The organism is Flavobacterium maritimum (genome assembly GCF_040049085.1).
Taxonomy (GTDB): Bacteria; Bacteroidota; Bacteroidia; order Flavobacteriales; family Flavobacteriaceae; genus Flavobacterium; species Flavobacterium maritimum.
On the sequence record NZ_JBDLZY010000006.1, the window covers coordinates 293,229 to 309,581 of the forward strand.

At 36.0% G+C, this 16,353-nt stretch carries 14 protein-coding genes and 1 tRNA gene; 10 read left to right on the forward strand and 5 right to left on the reverse strand.

Going from position 1 to position 16,353, the window contains the following annotated elements:
* The 6 genes from ABEB23_RS14555 (at nucleotide 1) to ABEB23_RS14580 (ending at nucleotide 7,328) form a co-directional block, all read left to right on the forward strand.
* Nucleotides 1–561, forward strand: coding sequence for a helix-turn-helix domain-containing protein (locus ABEB23_RS14555; protein WP_348813338.1), 561 nt, complete (start codon nucleotides 1–3; stop codon nucleotides 559–561).
* 107 nt (nucleotides 562–668) lie between these two features.
* Nucleotides 669–1,124: a heavy metal-binding domain-containing protein gene (locus tag ABEB23_RS14560; RefSeq protein ID WP_348813339.1), complete on the forward strand. Its 456-nt coding sequence runs from the start codon at nucleotides 669–671 to the stop codon at nucleotides 1,122–1,124.
* A gap of 145 nt (nucleotides 1,125–1,269) precedes the next feature.
* Nucleotides 1,270–3,804, forward strand: a complete 2,535-nt coding sequence (locus ABEB23_RS14565) for a heavy metal translocating P-type ATPase (RefSeq protein ID WP_348813340.1) — start codon at nucleotides 1,270–1,272, stop codon at nucleotides 3,802–3,804.
* A 1-nt stretch (nucleotide 3,805) separates the two neighbouring features.
* A complete protein-coding gene (locus tag ABEB23_RS14570) occupies nucleotides 3,806–6,001 on the forward strand; it encodes a multicopper oxidase domain-containing protein (RefSeq protein WP_348813341.1) in 2,196 nt (731 codons plus the stop codon).
* A gap of 178 nt (nucleotides 6,002–6,179) precedes the next feature.
* A tRNA-Glu gene (locus tag ABEB23_RS14575) sits at nucleotides 6,180–6,251 on the forward strand.
* Between the two features lie 258 nt (nucleotides 6,252–6,509).
* Complete coding sequence (locus ABEB23_RS14580; protein WP_348813342.1) at nucleotides 6,510–7,328, forward strand: MOSC domain-containing protein; 819 nt, start codon at nucleotides 6,510–6,512, stop codon at nucleotides 7,326–7,328.
* Nucleotides 7,329–7,480: 152 nt separating this feature from the next.
* On the opposite strand, the gene ABEB23_RS14585 is transcribed toward ABEB23_RS14580, so the two are convergent.
* The 5 genes from ABEB23_RS14585 to ABEB23_RS14605 form a co-directional block, all read right to left on the reverse strand.
* Nucleotides 7,481–7,660 (reverse strand): hypothetical protein, encoded by a 180-nt coding sequence (locus ABEB23_RS14585; protein ID WP_348813343.1) that lies wholly within the window; start codon nucleotides 7,658–7,660, stop codon nucleotides 7,481–7,483.
* Between the two features lie 79 nt (nucleotides 7,661–7,739).
* Nucleotides 7,740–8,111 carry a hypothetical protein gene (locus ABEB23_RS14590; RefSeq protein ID WP_348813344.1) on the reverse strand — a complete coding sequence of 124 codons (372 nt, stop codon included), beginning with the start codon at nucleotides 8,109–8,111 and terminating at the stop codon, nucleotides 7,740–7,742.
* Between the two features lie 57 nt (nucleotides 8,112–8,168).
* On the reverse strand, nucleotides 8,169–9,176 hold the full coding sequence (locus ABEB23_RS14595; RefSeq protein ID WP_348813345.1) for a phosphotransferase: 1,008 nt from the start codon (nucleotides 9,174–9,176) through the stop codon (nucleotides 8,169–8,171).
* A gap of 135 nt (nucleotides 9,177–9,311) precedes the next feature.
* Nucleotides 9,312–9,710, reverse strand: a complete 399-nt coding sequence (locus tag ABEB23_RS14600) for an FKBP-type peptidyl-prolyl cis-trans isomerase (protein ID WP_348813346.1) — start codon at nucleotides 9,708–9,710, stop codon at nucleotides 9,312–9,314.
* 298 nt (nucleotides 9,711–10,008) lie between these two features.
* Nucleotides 10,009–10,725 carry a DUF3667 domain-containing protein gene (locus tag ABEB23_RS14605; RefSeq protein WP_348813347.1) on the reverse strand — a complete coding sequence of 239 codons (717 nt, stop codon included), beginning with the start codon at nucleotides 10,723–10,725 and terminating at the stop codon, nucleotides 10,009–10,011.
* Nucleotides 10,726–11,178: 453 nt separating this feature from the next.
* Between ABEB23_RS14605 and ABEB23_RS14610 the strand changes: the two genes are divergently transcribed.
* The 4 genes from ABEB23_RS14610 (at nucleotide 11,179) to serB (ending at nucleotide 16,310) form a co-directional block, all read left to right on the forward strand.
* Nucleotides 11,179–12,504 (forward strand): trigger factor, encoded by a 1,326-nt coding sequence (locus tag ABEB23_RS14610; protein ID WP_348813348.1) that lies wholly within the window; start codon nucleotides 11,179–11,181, stop codon nucleotides 12,502–12,504.
* Nucleotides 12,505–12,742: 238 nt separating this feature from the next.
* A complete protein-coding gene (gene clpP, locus ABEB23_RS14615; RefSeq protein WP_348813349.1) occupies nucleotides 12,743–13,417 on the forward strand; it encodes an ATP-dependent Clp endopeptidase proteolytic subunit ClpP in 675 nt (224 codons plus the stop codon).
* Between the two features lie 166 nt (nucleotides 13,418–13,583).
* On the forward strand, nucleotides 13,584–14,816 hold the full coding sequence (gene clpX / locus ABEB23_RS14620) for an ATP-dependent Clp protease ATP-binding subunit ClpX (protein ID WP_348813350.1): 1,233 nt from the start codon (nucleotides 13,584–13,586) through the stop codon (nucleotides 14,814–14,816).
* A 258-nt stretch (nucleotides 14,817–15,074) separates the two neighbouring features.
* Entirely contained in the window at nucleotides 15,075–16,310 is a 1,236-nt protein-coding gene (gene serB, locus ABEB23_RS14625; protein ID WP_348813351.1) for a phosphoserine phosphatase SerB, read from the forward strand.
* Nucleotides 16,311–16,353: the final 43 nt, after the last annotated feature.

Sequence of the window (16,353 nt, forward strand, 5' to 3'; positions counted from 1 at the left end):
ATGAAGCTCTATATTAAAAATATGGTATGCGATCGTTGTAAAATGGTTGTGAAATCCGAATTAGAAAATATGGGAATTTTTCCTGTTTCAGTGGAATTGGGAGAAGTGGAATTAGCAGAAGATTTCAAAGGAAATGAGAAACAAGATTTTGAAAAAAAGTTACAATTGCTCGGGTTTGAATTGTTAGAGGATAAAACCACTATAACGGTCGAAAGAATTAAATGCCTCATTGTTGACTTGGTTCATCATCAGGATATAGAATTAAAAACGAATTTGTCAAACTATTTGTCTGAGCAATTTCTGCAGGATTATAACACATTGAGTAATTTATTTTCGGATGTTCATGGAGCAACAATTGAACATTATTTTATTTCACAGAAAATTGAAAAGGTAAAAGAGTTGTTGCTATATGACGAGTTAACATTGAGTGAGATTGCAATTAAATTAAATTATAGCGATGTGGCACATTTGAGTAATCAGTTTAAAAAAATAACTGGTTTTGCTCCTACTCATTTCAAAAGATTGAAGGAAAACAGGAGGCTACAAATTGATGGTTTATAAATTTTACAAATCATTTACAAAATTATACAATACCCAAAAAATAGAGGTATTGTACCTTTGAGTCATTAAAATGAAGTTTTAGTTTTAATATTTAAATTAATAAAAAAATGAAAAAAATACTTATCGTACTAAGCGTATTCTTAGCAGTAAATACAATGGTTTTAGCACAGGAAACAACAAAGCCTACTCAAAAAGAAGGTGAAAAAACAATGTACACCTGTCCGATGCATCCAAAAGAAATGAGTAGTAAAGAAGGGGAATGTGGCAAGTGTGGGATGAAAATGGTTAAAACAACGGAAGTAAAGTATAACCATGCAGTTAAAGGAAGTCAGGCCAGTAAAAAAGTTGTTACTAAATATGTTTGTGTAAATGATGGACAAACTTCAGATAAACCTGGCAAATGCCCTAAATGCGGAACTCCAATGAAAGAAGCTGGAAAGATGACCTATTCTTGTCCGATGCATCCAAAAGAAATGAGCGATAAACCCGGTAAATGCCCTAAATGCGGAATGGCGATGACTCCAAAAGATTCGGTCAAAAAAGAAGAAAATCACAAACATTAATCATGTATTTAAATCGGTTCCGTAAATTTTATAGAACCGATTTTTAATTTATGAAATCACCACTAACAACTTGTTTGTTGCAAACAGACACCAATAAATATAGAGCGATACCATATGTGACCGCTACAAAATGAATTATGCATTTATGAAACATAAATATACAATAACCGGAATGAGTTGTGACGGATGTCGTTCTAAGGTCGAAAAAACATTAAATGCCGTTGATGGGGTTGAAGCAAATGTTTCGTTACAGCCGCCAATGGCCGTTTTAACAATGGAAAACCATATTCCAACTGCTCAATTGCAGGAGGCACTAACAGCCATTGGAAAATATACAATAACAAATAGCAATGCTGCTGATGCAAATGAAGCAGTGGGTGAACCAATTGCGAAGTCATGTTGTGGGAATCCCGCTCATAATCATAAAACAGCCATTGTAATGCCGAGCAGTGCTCATGGCAAATACTATTGTCCCATGCATTGTGAAGGAGAAAAGGTATATGATAAACCGGGAAGTTGTCCGGTATGCGGAATGAATTTGGAAAAAGTCCCCGAATTGAGCGTCGCAAAAGTAATGTACACCTGTCCGATGCATCCCGAGGTAATCAAAGAAGGTCCCGGTTCCTGTCCCATTTGCGGAATGGATCTGGTGCCTATGGAGCCAACGGATACCGAAGAAAATAAGGTATACAAAGATTTGTGGCGAAAAATGAAAATAGCCCTTTTCTGCACAGTTCCAGTTTTCTTAATTGCCATGATTGAAATGATGCATAACAATCCATTATTGAAAGTAATGGATATAGAGAAATGGAATTGGGTGCAGTTACTGCTATCTCTTCCGGTAGTTTTCTATGCTGGCTGGATGTTTTTTGTTCGTGCCTGGAAATCTGTAATTACCTGGAATCTCAATATGTTTACGCTTATCGGGATTGGAACCGGTATCGCTTTTTTGTTTAGTATTTTCGGAATGTTTTTTCCTGATGTTTTTCCTGATGAATTCAGAACGAGCCATGGAACGATAGGTCTCTATTTTGAAGCGGCAACAGTCATATTGACCTTGGTTTTGTTAGGTCAGTTACTCGAAGCCAGAGCGCATAGCCAAACCAGTGGCGCCATCAAAGAATTATTGAAGTTAGCACCAACCGAAGCGACCTTGGTTGTTGATGGAAAAGACAAAGTGATATCTATTCACGACATCAAAAAGGGAGATTTGCTGCGGGTAAAACCAGGAGATAAAATTCCGGTCGATGGAAAAATAACGGATGGACAAAGTACAATAGATGAATCGATGATTACTGGTGAACCTATTCCTGTTGATAAAAAAATAGGGGACAGCATTAGTTCGGGAACTATAAACGGAAATAAATCCTTTGTGATGATTGCAGAGAAAGTAGGTTCGGAAACCTTGCTTTCGCAAATTATACAAATGGTAAACAATGCCAGCAGGTCTAAAGCACCTATTCAGAAACTGGCGGATAAAATTGCTAAATATTTTGTACCTATTGTAGTTTTTACTTCTGTTGTAACGTTTTTTGTATGGGCAAAATTCGGTCCGGAGCCGGCAATGGTTTATGGTTTCATTAATGCTATTGCGGTATTGATTATTGCCTGTCCCTGTGCATTGGGATTAGCCACTCCTATGTCGGTAATGGTAGGTGTCGGTAAAGGCGCCCAATCGGGAGTTTTGATAAAAAACGCCGAAGCATTGGAAGGGATGAATAAAGTGAATGTTTTGATTACTGATAAAACAGGAACCATCACCGAAGGAAAGCCATCCGTTGAAAAAGTATTCTCCTTAGAAAACGAAGACGATTCTCTATTGCAAAAAATAGCTTCCTTAAATCAGTATAGTGAACATCCTTTGGCACAGGCCGTAGTTAATTTTGCGAAAGCAAAGAATGTTTCATTAATTGAAGTCAAAGATTTTGAAGCTGTTGCCGGTAAAGGAGTTGTTGGGACTGTAAACAATGACAAAGTTGCACTCGGCAATAAAAAATTAATGGAGCAAGTGAATGCAGTTGTTTCTGAAGTGTTAGAGAATAAGATTATAGCAGAGCAAAAACTCGGGAAAACAGTTTCTTACATTGCTGTTAATGGAGTTGCCTTGGGATTTGTCTCTATATCGGATGCTATAAAAACAACAAGTTTAGAAGCTATAAAAGAATTGATGCGTCAAGGAGTTGAAGTGATCATGCTTACCGGTGACAATGAAAATACCGCAAAAGCAGTTGCATCAAGTTTGAACTTAAGTTCCTATAAAGCCGGTTGTTTACCCGAAGATAAACTCAAAGAAATTCAACGGCTGCAAGCTGAAGGGAAAATTGTTGCCATGGCCGGTGACGGAATAAACGATGCTCCGGCATTGGCGCAAGCTGATATTGGAATTGCAATGGGAACCGGAACCGATGTTGCGATTGAAAGTGCTAAAATCACTTTGGTAAAAGGCGATTTACAAGGAATAGTGAAAGCTAAAAATTTGAGTCATGCCGTGATGAAAAATATCAAACAAAATTTGTTTTTTGCTTTCTTTTACAATGTCTTGGGTATTCCAATTGCTGCGGGTGTTTTATATCCTGTTTTTGGGATTTTGCTTTCGCCAATGATTGCTGCTTTGGCTATGAGCTTCAGCTCTGTTTCGGTAATTGCAAATGCATTGCGATTGCGAAATTTAAAACTATAAAATGAAACTCAAATCAATAATCATAATCTTGTTTTTTACCTTACAGGCTGAGGCGCAAAAAGTCGTGCGCTACGATCTGTATGTAAAAGATACCATTGTGAATTTTACGGGTAAACCCAAAAGGGCGATTGCCGTGAATGGACAAATTCCGATGCCTACACTTACTTTTACCGAAGGGGATATCGCTGAGATTTATGTGCATAATGAATTGAATGAAGATACCTCTTTGCATTGGCATGGGATATTTTTGCCTAACCAATACGATGGTGTTCCTAATCTTACGCAAATGCCAATCAAGCCGCATACAACCCATAAATATACTTTTCCGATTATTCAAAACGGAACACATTGGTATCATAGTCATACGGGTTTGCAGGAACAAATTGGAATGTACGGTTCTATGATTTTAAATAAAAAAGCAGATAATCCAACTTTTAGAAAGGGAATAGATGATTTGCCGACGATTCCCGTTATTTTGAGTGAGTGGACGGATAGGAATCCTAAAAATGTACATCGGATGCTGCACAATGCAACGGACTGGTTTGCTATTCAAAAAGGTTCAACCCAAAGTTATACAGAAGCTATAAAAGAGGGACATTTTAAAACCAAACTGACCAATGAATGGAAGCGGATGAATGCGATGGACGTAAGTGATGTCTATTATGACACATTTTTAATCAATGGGAAAAAGGAATTAATGGCCCCGAATTTTAAGTCGGGAGATAAAGTCAGATTAAGAATTTCAAATGGGGGTGCATCAACCTATTTCTGGTTGACCTATGCGGGTGGAAAAATTACAGTTGTTGCCAATGACGGTAATGATGTCGAAGAGGTAGAAGTCGATCGATTAATTGTTCCTGTCTCCGAAACTTACGATGTGGTTGTAACCATTCCAGAGGACAAAAGTGCGTATGAATTTTTAGTTACTTCAGAGGACAGGACGAAATCGGTATCACTGTATTTAGGCGATGGTGCTAAGCAATTGATGAAGCCACTGCCTAAGTTGAACTATTTTGAAGGCATGAAAATGATGAACAGCATGATGAAGATGAATGGGGATTTGGATGATATGGGAATGCAGATGTCGCTCAACCAAATGGATATGAATACGGTAATGTATCCTGAAATTACAGGAAGTAATCAAAAGGGAGATGAGCATGAAAGTCACAATGCAAATGCTGATATCGTTACCTTGAATTATGCGATGCTCAAATCACCAACAAAAACAACATTGCCAAAAGACGCCCCTATAAAAGAATTACGGTTTGAATTATCGGGAAATATGAACCGCTATGTTTGGAGTTTGGATAATAAAGTGGTTTCGGAAACGGATAAGATTTTAATAAAAAAAGGCGAAAATGTACGTATCATTTTGCGTAATGGCTCTATGATGAGACATCCCATGCATTTGCATGGACATGACTTTCGCGTAATTAACGGGCAAGGGGATTATGCACCATTAAAAAATACGATTGATATTATGCCAATGGAAACGGATACACTGGAGTTTCATGCAAATGCAAGCGGTGACTGGTTTTTTCATTGTCATATTTTGTATCACATGATGGCTGGAATGGGAAGGGTTTTCAGTTATGAAAATTCTCCTGTGAATCCAGAGATTCCGAATCCGAAATTAGCGCGACGCAAATTGTTTGCAGATGACAGAGCTTTTCATTTGATGGCAGAGAATGATTTTGCAACCAATGGAAACGACGGGATGGCAATGCTGGGAAATACACGTTGGAGTATTGGAGCAGAATGGCGTTTGGGATATAATGGTCATCATGGTTACGAGACGGAAACACACATTGGAAGGTATCTTGGAAAAATGCAGTGGATTATGCCGTTTATTGGTTTCGACTGGAGGTACAGGAAAATGGAAGAGGGAGACATGGAAGAAAATCTTTTTGGTCAAACCAATACTAAAGATAATCGGGCGGTTTTCAGTGCGGGAATCGAATATACTTTGCCGATGCTCATCAAAGCACAAGCGGAGGTTTTTACCGATGGGAATTTCAGATTGCAATTCGAACGCATGGATATTCCGGTTTCTAAAAGATTGCGGATGAATTTAATGTGGAATACGGATAAAGAATACATGGCGGGTTTGCGCTATATCATTAAGAAAAATGTTGGAATTACAACCCATTATGATAGTGATATGGGGATGGGTTTTGGCGTGAATTTGAATTATTAAGTTAATTCTAAAAAAAAACTCAGATTGTTTAAAAAACACACTTATTTTGGTAGATGTTGATAATGAATTGATTGCAATTTGCAAGTTTAATACAGACTGTTTTTATTTGAAGGCTTTTGATTTTGCTATTGTGCAGCTCAAAAATAGTGCTATTTTTGCAGCCGCAATAAAAAAGCAGGGCCCGTTCGTCTATCGGTTAGGACGCATGGTTTTCATCCATGTAAGAGCGGTTCGATTCCGCTACGGGCTACATTTATAAATAGCAAACTTTAAAAGCCTCGAAAATTATTTTTCGAGGCTTTTTTTATCTATTTCAAAGTAAAGGCAAAGTCTCCCGACTTTGTGTTGAATCCTATCTGTCGGTAACATTTTACTCTTACGATTGTATTTGCTCATTATTGCGGGTACAAAGTCACAGATGTTTGGGCAGTGTATATGATAAATTTATTCTTTGGATTAATACTTTGCGGAGCTGGGTTTTTTGTAGTTTTGAAAAAAATATAGCGCTATGTTGCAACTTTCAGAAATCTGGATTTATCCTGTAAAATCATTGGGAGGAATTAAACTCCAACAAGCTCAAGTTACGGATCGCGGTTTGGAACACGACCGTCGATGGTTATTAGTTGATGAAAACGGATTGTTTCTGACGCAGCGGGAATACCCAAAATTGGCGCTTTTTCAACCCGAAATCGAAGGCGATTTCTTGACTATTACGCATCGGGAAAAAGTGGCAACGATTAAAATTCCACTCCATCAATCTTTTTCTGAATCTGTGGCAAAAATAAATGTGACTGTTTGGGATGATACGATTCAGGCTCATGAAGTAAGTCCGGATATTTCCCGTTGGTTTACACAATACGTTGGATTTCCTGTTCGATTGGTTTATATGCCGGATGAAAGTCATCGAAAAGTAGCGACTGAATATGCAGTTACGGAAAACGATATTAATTCTTTTTCAGATGGATATCCTTTTTTATTGATTGGTCAATCGTCATTAGATGATTTGAATTCCCGTCTAAAAGAATCGCTACCGATGAATCGGTTTAGACCAAATTTTGTTTTTACCGGCGGTAAAGCTTATGAAGAGGAATCTTGGAAGGAATTCACAATTGGAGGATTGACTTTTTTTGGAGTAAAGCCTTGCGCAAGATGTATAATGACAACGGTAGATCAAGAAAAAGGGGTGATTTCAGGAAAAGATCCTTTACTTACTTTGTCAAAATACAAGAAAGCAGGAAATAATGTGTTGTTTGGACAAAATTTGATTGGCCCCAAAGAAGGAAGTGTGCGTGTTGGAGATGAGGTAATTGCATTGGTTTCTGTTTGAGTTTAGTTTTCCCTTTAAGAGTATACTTTATAAGCCATATTCGTTGCCTATTGGAATACTTATAAAGTCGGGAGACTACTAAGAGTAACCCGACTTTTAATGTTGTTCTCGTTTTTAAAATACTTCGTTTAGCGTATTTACAGCTAATGAAATCAATCTTTTTTATGTTGTTCTGTGTGATTTTGATTTCCATTAATCGTATGATGTCCCACATTCATTCCGTTTGACATTCCGATCATAAAGGCGGTAATAATTAGCATAATTTTTCTTTTTGCCCAAAGAATAGGGCGTTTGGATTGCTCCAAACGTGGTTTGTTGTTGTGTTTATACATTTTGTAAATGATAAATGATTAGACATTTGTTATCATCTTTATGCATGGAATTGCATAAATGCGTAGAAAAGAAAATTTTCTAGGCTGTGTATAAACTTTTATAGGAGTTTCTTGAAGCAATCATATCATTTACAAAGAGGTGTTGGATTGTAAATGAACTTATTTTTTGATAAATCAGGGTTTGTAATTTTAGAAGAACCTGAATTTGAAGATTATAAATATCTTGAAATTTGAGGTATGTAGCACTAAATAGGAATGCGGTTTTTTCAGATGAATTTACCTGATTGAACGTATATAATTTCGAACCCTTATCGTTTAATTCTCTTCTTAGAATTAGGTTCGAGAATTGGTAATAGTCAGCTGAATTTGATTGAGAATCTAAAACACCATCATTCGCCATCAGGCCAAAAGCCAGAAAGAGTGAAATCAGATATTTTAAATACTTTGTCAATCTATTTAATTTGAATTAGCAATTTTAGTGATATGTAGTTCAATGTTCCTATCTTTCTTAGGATTTTGTGGTAAAAATACTATTTATTTTCGAATCATTATATTCAATCCAAGATTTCATTCTTCCGATATACATTTTCAGGTAATTTTCCGTCAAAAATATATTAGACCAATCAAATCGTTGCGATTGTACGCCAAGATAAAAAATCCAAATGGCGGCTCCGGCATCAGGAATCATTTGTATTTCTTCTTCGGATAGTGTTCTTATGCTTTGATAACCCTTTAAAAAACTTTGGATTTTTAGTTCGTATTCGTCTTTATTGACTTCGATATGGAACAGCTGTTTGCAAAAATAAGCAACATCAAAAATCAACAAGCCGTTTCCACAAAAATCAAAATCGAAAAGGGTTGCTTCGTTTGGGTCTTTAATGTTCATGTTGTCGTACCAAATATCCATATGAACAATTCCTTTTGGAACCTTTGCGAAATCAATTTTCTCAAAGGTTTTACTGATTTTCTCGCTTTGTTTTTTGATGAATTCCATTTCCGCTATTGTCTCCGGGAAATATTGCTTTGCATATTCATACGGCAATTGAATCAAGGTTTCTAGATTGTAATTGATGCGGTCAATACTTTTATTAGCCGTTATTGTGTGGATTTTTGCCATAAGCCAACCGATAGTGAAACAAGTGGCAGCATCCATGAATCGTATTTTTTCTCCTTCGGCAAAGGAGAAAAGTACGGCGTGTCGTATGCCTTCCGGCGCGTTTATATCTTGTATGTAATGGCCTTTTTTGTCTACAATAGGAAAAGAAATACTAATGTGATTTTCTTTTAGAAGATGCAACAAATTGATTTCTTCCTGGATTTGGGATTTAGAACGCCAGTTGTAAAAGTAAACACGCAATACATATTTTGTTTCGTTGTCAGAAATGAAATAAGTATGATTAATCCCTGTTCTAAACAATTGGCAAGTGCAGTTTTCGTTCAGGCCATATTTTTCTGTAACCAATTGTCCTAAGGCAGTGGCTGAAAGTGTCGAAGTTGTAACGGGAAAATGTGTCATTTTTTTAAAAATTGCGGGCTCGGATTGCAAATCTACATTATACATTGGTTTGCAAAGCACAGTCAACAATTAAATATTTTAAAGTCGGGAGAGCTAATGGTGTTTGTTGTCGATGAGATGGTGTAAGTGCGAATTTTATTTTCGTTCAATTCTGTCTAGCTTCATTTTGATGACTAAAATCGAATCAGGAGAAACATTGTCTGGGTATTCTTTTCTTTTTACAAGATAAGGAGGAGCGATTAGTTCTCGAATTTCGCCAACTTTCATTCCTCTTAATCCTTCATCTACCGCTTCGGTTGCTTGATTTCCGCCAATCAAAACTTTAACTGGCGAAGTGGAATTGTAATTTGAATATAAAACAGTTCCGTTTCTATAACTTGTTGTTTCATATATAAAAACGTGATCGCCTGCTTTAGCTCTAATTCCATTTCCCTTTTCTAAAACACGATAATTTAGACCTGATTTTGTCGAAACAATTCTATTCGAACAGCTAGTAAGTATTAAGAATAAAAATATTCTAGATAATAGTTTCATATGCAATTCTTTTAAGTTTAGTCCACTTACGACCAGAGGTTTACGACTAAATTAGCCTTAAATTTCGGATTAGCCAAAACTCCCAAATACAAAACCAACTTTCCATTAAGCCAATTGCCCAAATCCTATGCTGGCGCGAGCGTCCCGCTTGTGCCTATTATTTGAATCAATTTAAATCTATATCAAAATCGTTTGGTCCTTTGTTTATGGTTTTTTACAATATAATATTTTCAAGGGCACGAGCTGGACGCTCGCGCTAGCGGGGGAAATTGTATTCCTTTTTTATTGTTCATAGTTTTTAATGTTTACTTAATAAATCTATCAATGTTCCAAAAATAACTGGTAAAATCCAAAACGTAATCATCCCTAAAATATATGCACCGAGTGCTTTTAAATAGCTCGCCACTTTTTTCTTGTCAAAAAAATGTCCGATTGCCCAAGTACAATATGCAATGCCTATTATACCCGCAATTGTCATTATGTGAAAATGTGTCAGACCTTCTATGAGTACAAAAACGGAAAAAATTAACATTCCCATTCCCATAACAAAACAAAGCATTATCAAGATTTCGTAAAAGTTATAGTTGTACTTTCTAAAAAATAGTTTTAACCATAAAGCAATGAACACCCCCATCATAATGTTTGCATAGCCATAATGGTCTTGCACCCATTTTACGATTGAGCCTGTAGTAGACTTTATAGCTTCGTGATATTTTACATAGCCGTCTTCAATGTGGAAAAAGTGGGTAAAAAGTGTATAAATCAAAGAGGTTACAATTATGAAAATAATTGGCTTCACAAGTCGAGTTCTATTATGTGTAAAATAATTCCTAATGTTTTGTCCTGGATTTAGAATGAGTTCTCTGATTGTATATAAAATTCCACGTTCAAAATGTAAAACATGTTCAATTTCGTGCATTATGTAATGTCCGTCAATTCTTTTCAGTTCGGCTGGTTGTCCACAGTCTGGACAATACTTCGAGGCTAATTCTTTGTTGCAAGTTTTACAATTCATATTTTTTCTGTGAAATTTCTTTTGTTTGTGGTCGGTTGTATAATAGCAGCTAACTTGCGCATAGGTCTGATAGTATCCGACTTATTCAACCTAAATCGGGCTGCTTTGTCTGACTAGTACCAGTGTTTATTTACTTTCAAATATATAAATAAATTATTACAAATTATCAAGGAGATTTTTTATTGCTGAATACCTCCAGCCGCGTGAAGGACGGCAGTAGAGCTCTTTTATGGACTGCCTTTTTTGGGCAGGCGATAAAAAGCGGGAACGAACAGCCTGACCCGTAGTTTTTACGGAGGGACACGCCCAAATTATTTGCCTTTTCGGACCTGTGATTTTGTTAAATAACTGCCTAAAATTCAATCAAAAAGGTTAGGGAGTAAAATACTTGGTTGGCTAACAAAAATTTTATAATTTTGCAACCCAATTTTATTATGTAAATTAAAGAAGAAGATGGATATTAAAAGAGTAGCAATAGACGCTGTGAATGAAACAATTGTAATGACAGTTGTTCACATGGATTACAAAGGTCAAGTAGCAAAAAGAATAAACGAAAAAATGCCTTTGGCAACTGTTAAAGGATTTAGAAAAGGACAAGTACCTAAAGACCTTGTTGAAAAACAATACGGTAAAGCAATCAAACAAGAAGAAGTTAAGAAAGTGGTTGATTTAGCTTTAGAGCGTTTCGTGCAATCTGAAAGATTAAACCTTTTGGGAACTCCTCTTGCTAAAGAAAACGAAAATTTTGATTGGGATGCTGAAGAATTAGTATTCGAATACGAAATTGGTTTAGTGCCAAACTTCGAATTAGACTTAGATGCTAAAAACGATATCATTAAATATATAGTTACTGCTGACGATAAATTGATCGAAGGTCAAGTAGCCCGTATCCAAAAACAATTTGGTACAGCTATTCCTCAAGAAGTTGTTGAAGCTGGTTCTGATCTTACCGGAACTTTCTCTAACGAAGAAAAAGGAATCAATAATAAAACAACTTTCTCTTTAGATATTTTCAAAGATAAAGCGACTGCTGATAAATTCATCGGTAAAAAAGTAGGTGATGTAGTAACGGTAAACACAAAAGGTTTATTTGAAGATGATCATCAATTGATGGACTTCATGAAAGTAAGTCATGATGATGTTCACGGTTTAGATGTTGATGTTGATTTCACTATCGAAGCCATCACAACAGCTGAATTGGCTGAATTAAACCAAGAATTGTTCGACAAACTTTTTGGAGCAGGTGTTGTAGCTTCTCTTGAAGATTTGAAAGCAAAAATCAAAGAAGATGCTGAGTCTCAATTTGCTCAACAAGCAGACCAAAAATTATTAGGAGACGTTACTGAATTTTTAATCGAAAACACAAAATTCGATTTGCCAGCTGAATTCCTTAAAAAATGGTTGCAAACTGTTGGTGAGAAAAAATTGTCTGCTGAAGAGGCTGAAGTAGAATATGCACGTTCTGAAAAAGGATTGCGTTTTCAATTAATCGAAGGTAGGGCAATGGCTCAAAGTAACATTCAAATCACTTTTGAAGATTTGAAATCGTTTACTACGAACGCTATCAAACAACAAATGGCACAATTTGGACAAACAAATCCATCTGACGAGGAAGTTCAAGGAATTGTTGCTAGAGTTTTGTCTAACCAAGAAGAAGTAAAAAGACTTTCAGATCAAGTAGTAGCTGCTAAATTGTTAGAATTGTTCAAAGAAAAAGCAAATCCAACAACTAAAGAAGTTACTTACGAAGAATTTATTGCTGCTTCATACGGAGAATAAATTTCTTAGTCTGTAAGGTCATAAAGTCAAAAATTAAGAAGGGCAGAAATAGGATGAAAGAAAACTATTTCCCTGACGGTTTTTAAACTTTATGAATTTATTACAGATACGAAACAATAAAAAATAGTTATATTTGAGCGTCAGAAAAAATATTTTTTGACGCTCTTTTGTTTGATGCTTTGCATTATGTTTGAGCTACTTTCAGACTTTAGACTTTCAAACTTTTAAACTTAAAAAAATGAACTACGGTAAAGAATTTAAAAAATTTGCTACAAAGCACCAAGGAGTAAATGCAATGTATTACGATAAAATCGTAAGCGCAATGACTCCAACAAACATGACTCCATATATCATCGAAGAACGTCAACTGAATATTTCCCAATTAGACGTTTTTTCCAGACTGATGATGGACAGAATTATATTCTTGGGAACAGGAATTGATGACCAAATTGCAAATATCGTTCAGGCACAGTTATTATTCTTAGAAAGTGCCGATGCTTCAAAAGACATTCAGATTTATTTGAATTCTCCAGGAGGAAGTGTTTATGCAGGATTGGGAATTTATGACACTATGCAATACATCAAACCTGATGTAGCTACTATTTGTACAGGTATGGCTGCTTCTATGGGAGCGGTTCTTTTGTGTGCCGGAGCAGCAGGAAAACGTTCTGCTTTGCCACATTCAAGAGTAATGATTCACCAACCATCTGGAGGAGCACAAGGAGTTGCTACAGATATGGAAATCAACTTACGTGAAATGTTGAAATTGAAAGATGAGTTGTATAAAATTATCTCTCATCATTCAGGACAAACTTTCGAAAAAGTACATAATGACAGTGAGCGTGATTACTGGATGATTGCCGAGGAAGCAAAAGTGTACGGAATGATTGATGAAGTTTTAATAAGAGGATAATTTTTAAGTTTCAGAGTTACAAAGAAGCTACGTTTCAAAGGTAGCAACTTGTAGTTTTGAGGTTAAATATAAAGATTAAAAAAGAAGTTTTAGGTTAATAGATTTTCGGAGTCCTTTTAGCAGACTTTGTACCTGTGTACCTATGAATCTTTGTAACTAAATAAAAATGGCAAAAGTAGTATTAGAATGTTCGTTTTGTGGGAGGAAAAAGCCAGAGACCAATTTATTGATTGCTGGTATCAATGCACATATTTGTGATAAATGTATCGAACAGGCACACGGAATTGTTTTAGAAGAACTTAAATCCAGCGGAAGTTCAAAACTGGTTGGTGATTTGATTCTTAAAAAGCCAAAAGAAATCAGAGCGTTTTTGGATCAATATGTTATTGGCCAAGACCAAACTAAAAAAGTAATGTCGGTTGCGGTTTACAATCACTACAAACGTTTGATGCAACAGCAATTGGATGATGAGGTAGAGATTGAAAAAAGTAACATCATCATGGTGGGACAAACGGGAACAGGAAAAACATTAGTGGCTAAAACCATTGCCAAAATGTTGGATGTGCCTTTGGCTATCGTGGATGCTACAGTTCTTACTGAAGCTGGTTATGTGGGGGAAGATGTTGAAAGTATTTTGACACGTTTGCTTCAAGCTGCTGATTATGATGTAGCCAAAGCCGAAAGAGGAATTGTATTCATTGATGAAATCGATAAGATTGCCCGCAAAAGCGATAATCCATCGATTACACGTGATGTTTCCGGAGAAGGAGTGCAACAGGCCTTATTGAAATTATTGGAAGGAACTGTTGTGAACGTTCCTCCAAAAGGAGGGCGTAAACACCCGGACCAAAAATTTGTTGAGGTAAATACCCAGAATATCTTGTTTATAGCCGGTGGTGCATTTGATGGTGTGGAAAGAATTATCTCCAAACGATTGAATCGTCAAGCGGTGGGTTACAGTACTTCAAAAAATGTGGATAATATTGACAAAGACAATTTGTTGCAATACATTATCCCGAAAGACATCAAAGATTTTGGATTGATTCCTGAAATCATTGGTCGTCTACCAGTTTTGACACACATGGATCCTTTAGACAGAGAAACATTGCGTGCTATTTTGACACAACCTAAGAATGCCTTAATCAAACAATACGAAAAATTGTTTTTGATGGATGAGGTAGAATTCTCTATCACGGATGAAGCATTGGATTTTATTGTTGATAAAGCTTTAGAATACAAATTAGGAGCCCGTGGATTGCGTTCTTTATGCGAAGCTATCTTAACGGATGCCATGTATGAATTACCAAGTTCTGAGGATAAAACATTAGTAATCGATCGAGATTACGCCAAAGAAACCCTGAATAAAAATTTATTGAAGCGATTGGAAATTGCTTCTTAAGGATTGTTTTTTTGAAATAACAGAAACCTGCTCATTTACTTGAGCAGGTTTTTTTATTGAGTATTGCCGTTTGACAAGAAAAATGTCTGTCTGGGGCTTATTTGCAACTATAAATGTGATTGGGTAAACAACCAATTGTATCCAAAGGGTTCAGGAAGTTTAAGTTCCCATTTTCTCTTTGTGAAAAAACAGGGGATATTCTTTTTTATAAGCGATAGATTGCCGATTTTTGCCGATTGTAAATCAATATAAATAAAAATGGCATTAGAAGATAAAGAGATTATTTTGTTAAAAGTTTCTGGTCAGGATAAACCTGGAGTAACTGCTGGTTTAACATCCATATTGGCGACTTATGATGCCATTATTTTAGATATTGGTCAAGCCGATATTCACGATACGTTATCTTTAGGGATTTTATTTGAAATAAAAACGGGTTCTTCTTCTGCACCAGTTTTGAAAGATTTATTGTTTAAAGCGTATGAATTGGAGATTAAGGTTAAGTTTATTCCGATTACTATTCCGGATTACGAAAAATGGGTAAAAGCACAACGAAAGCAACGTTATATCATAAATGTTTTGGGCGAAACATTGACCGCTATGCAATTAGCGGCTGTGACCAAAATAATGTCGGACCAAAATTTGAATATTGATTCTATCATAAGATTAACGGGTAGGACTTCTGTAGTTGAAAAAGAAGAGTATCCCCGTTCTTGTGTACAATTATCCGTAACTGGAAATATTGTCGATAAAACCTTGATGACTGCCAGTTTTATGGAAATTTCCAGAACCTTAGATGTAGATATCTCTTTTCAAGAAGATAATATGTACAGAAGAAACAGACGTTTGGTTTGTTTTGATATGGATTCTACTTTAATTCAAACCGAAGTAATTGATGAATTAGCTGATTTGGCCGGTGTTGGTGAGCAAGTTAGAGCCATTACAGAATCGGCTATGAATGGTGAAATTGATTTTAGCGAAAGCTTCAAAAAACGTATGGCTTTGTTAGAAGGCTTGAGTGAAGAAGTATTGCAAAAAGTTGCTGAAAATCTACCCATAACAAAAGGGGCACATCGATTGATGAAGGCCTTAAAATATTACGGCTATAAAACCGCTATTTTATCTGGAGGATTCACCTACTTTGGGGATTATTTGCAAAAGGAGTTAGGGATTGATTATGTTTATGCGAATCAATTGGAGATTAAAGACGGTAAATTGACAGGTAAATATTTGGGTGAAATTGTTGATGGTCAAAAGAAAGCTGAATACTTAACAGCTATTGCCGAAAAAGAAGGTATACATATCAACCAAACTATTGCAGTGGGTGATGGTGCAAATGATTTGCCTATGCTGAACCTGGCTGGTTTAGGAATTGCTTTTCATGCCAAACCAACGGTTAAAGAAAATGCAGCTACTTCTATTTCCAGCCTAGGTCTCGACGGTGTTTTATACCTGTTGGGTTACCACGACAGACATATTGATATGATGGAAGAGTAGTAAATTCTGAAAACGATAGTAGAAAAACCTTAGTTCTTATTTG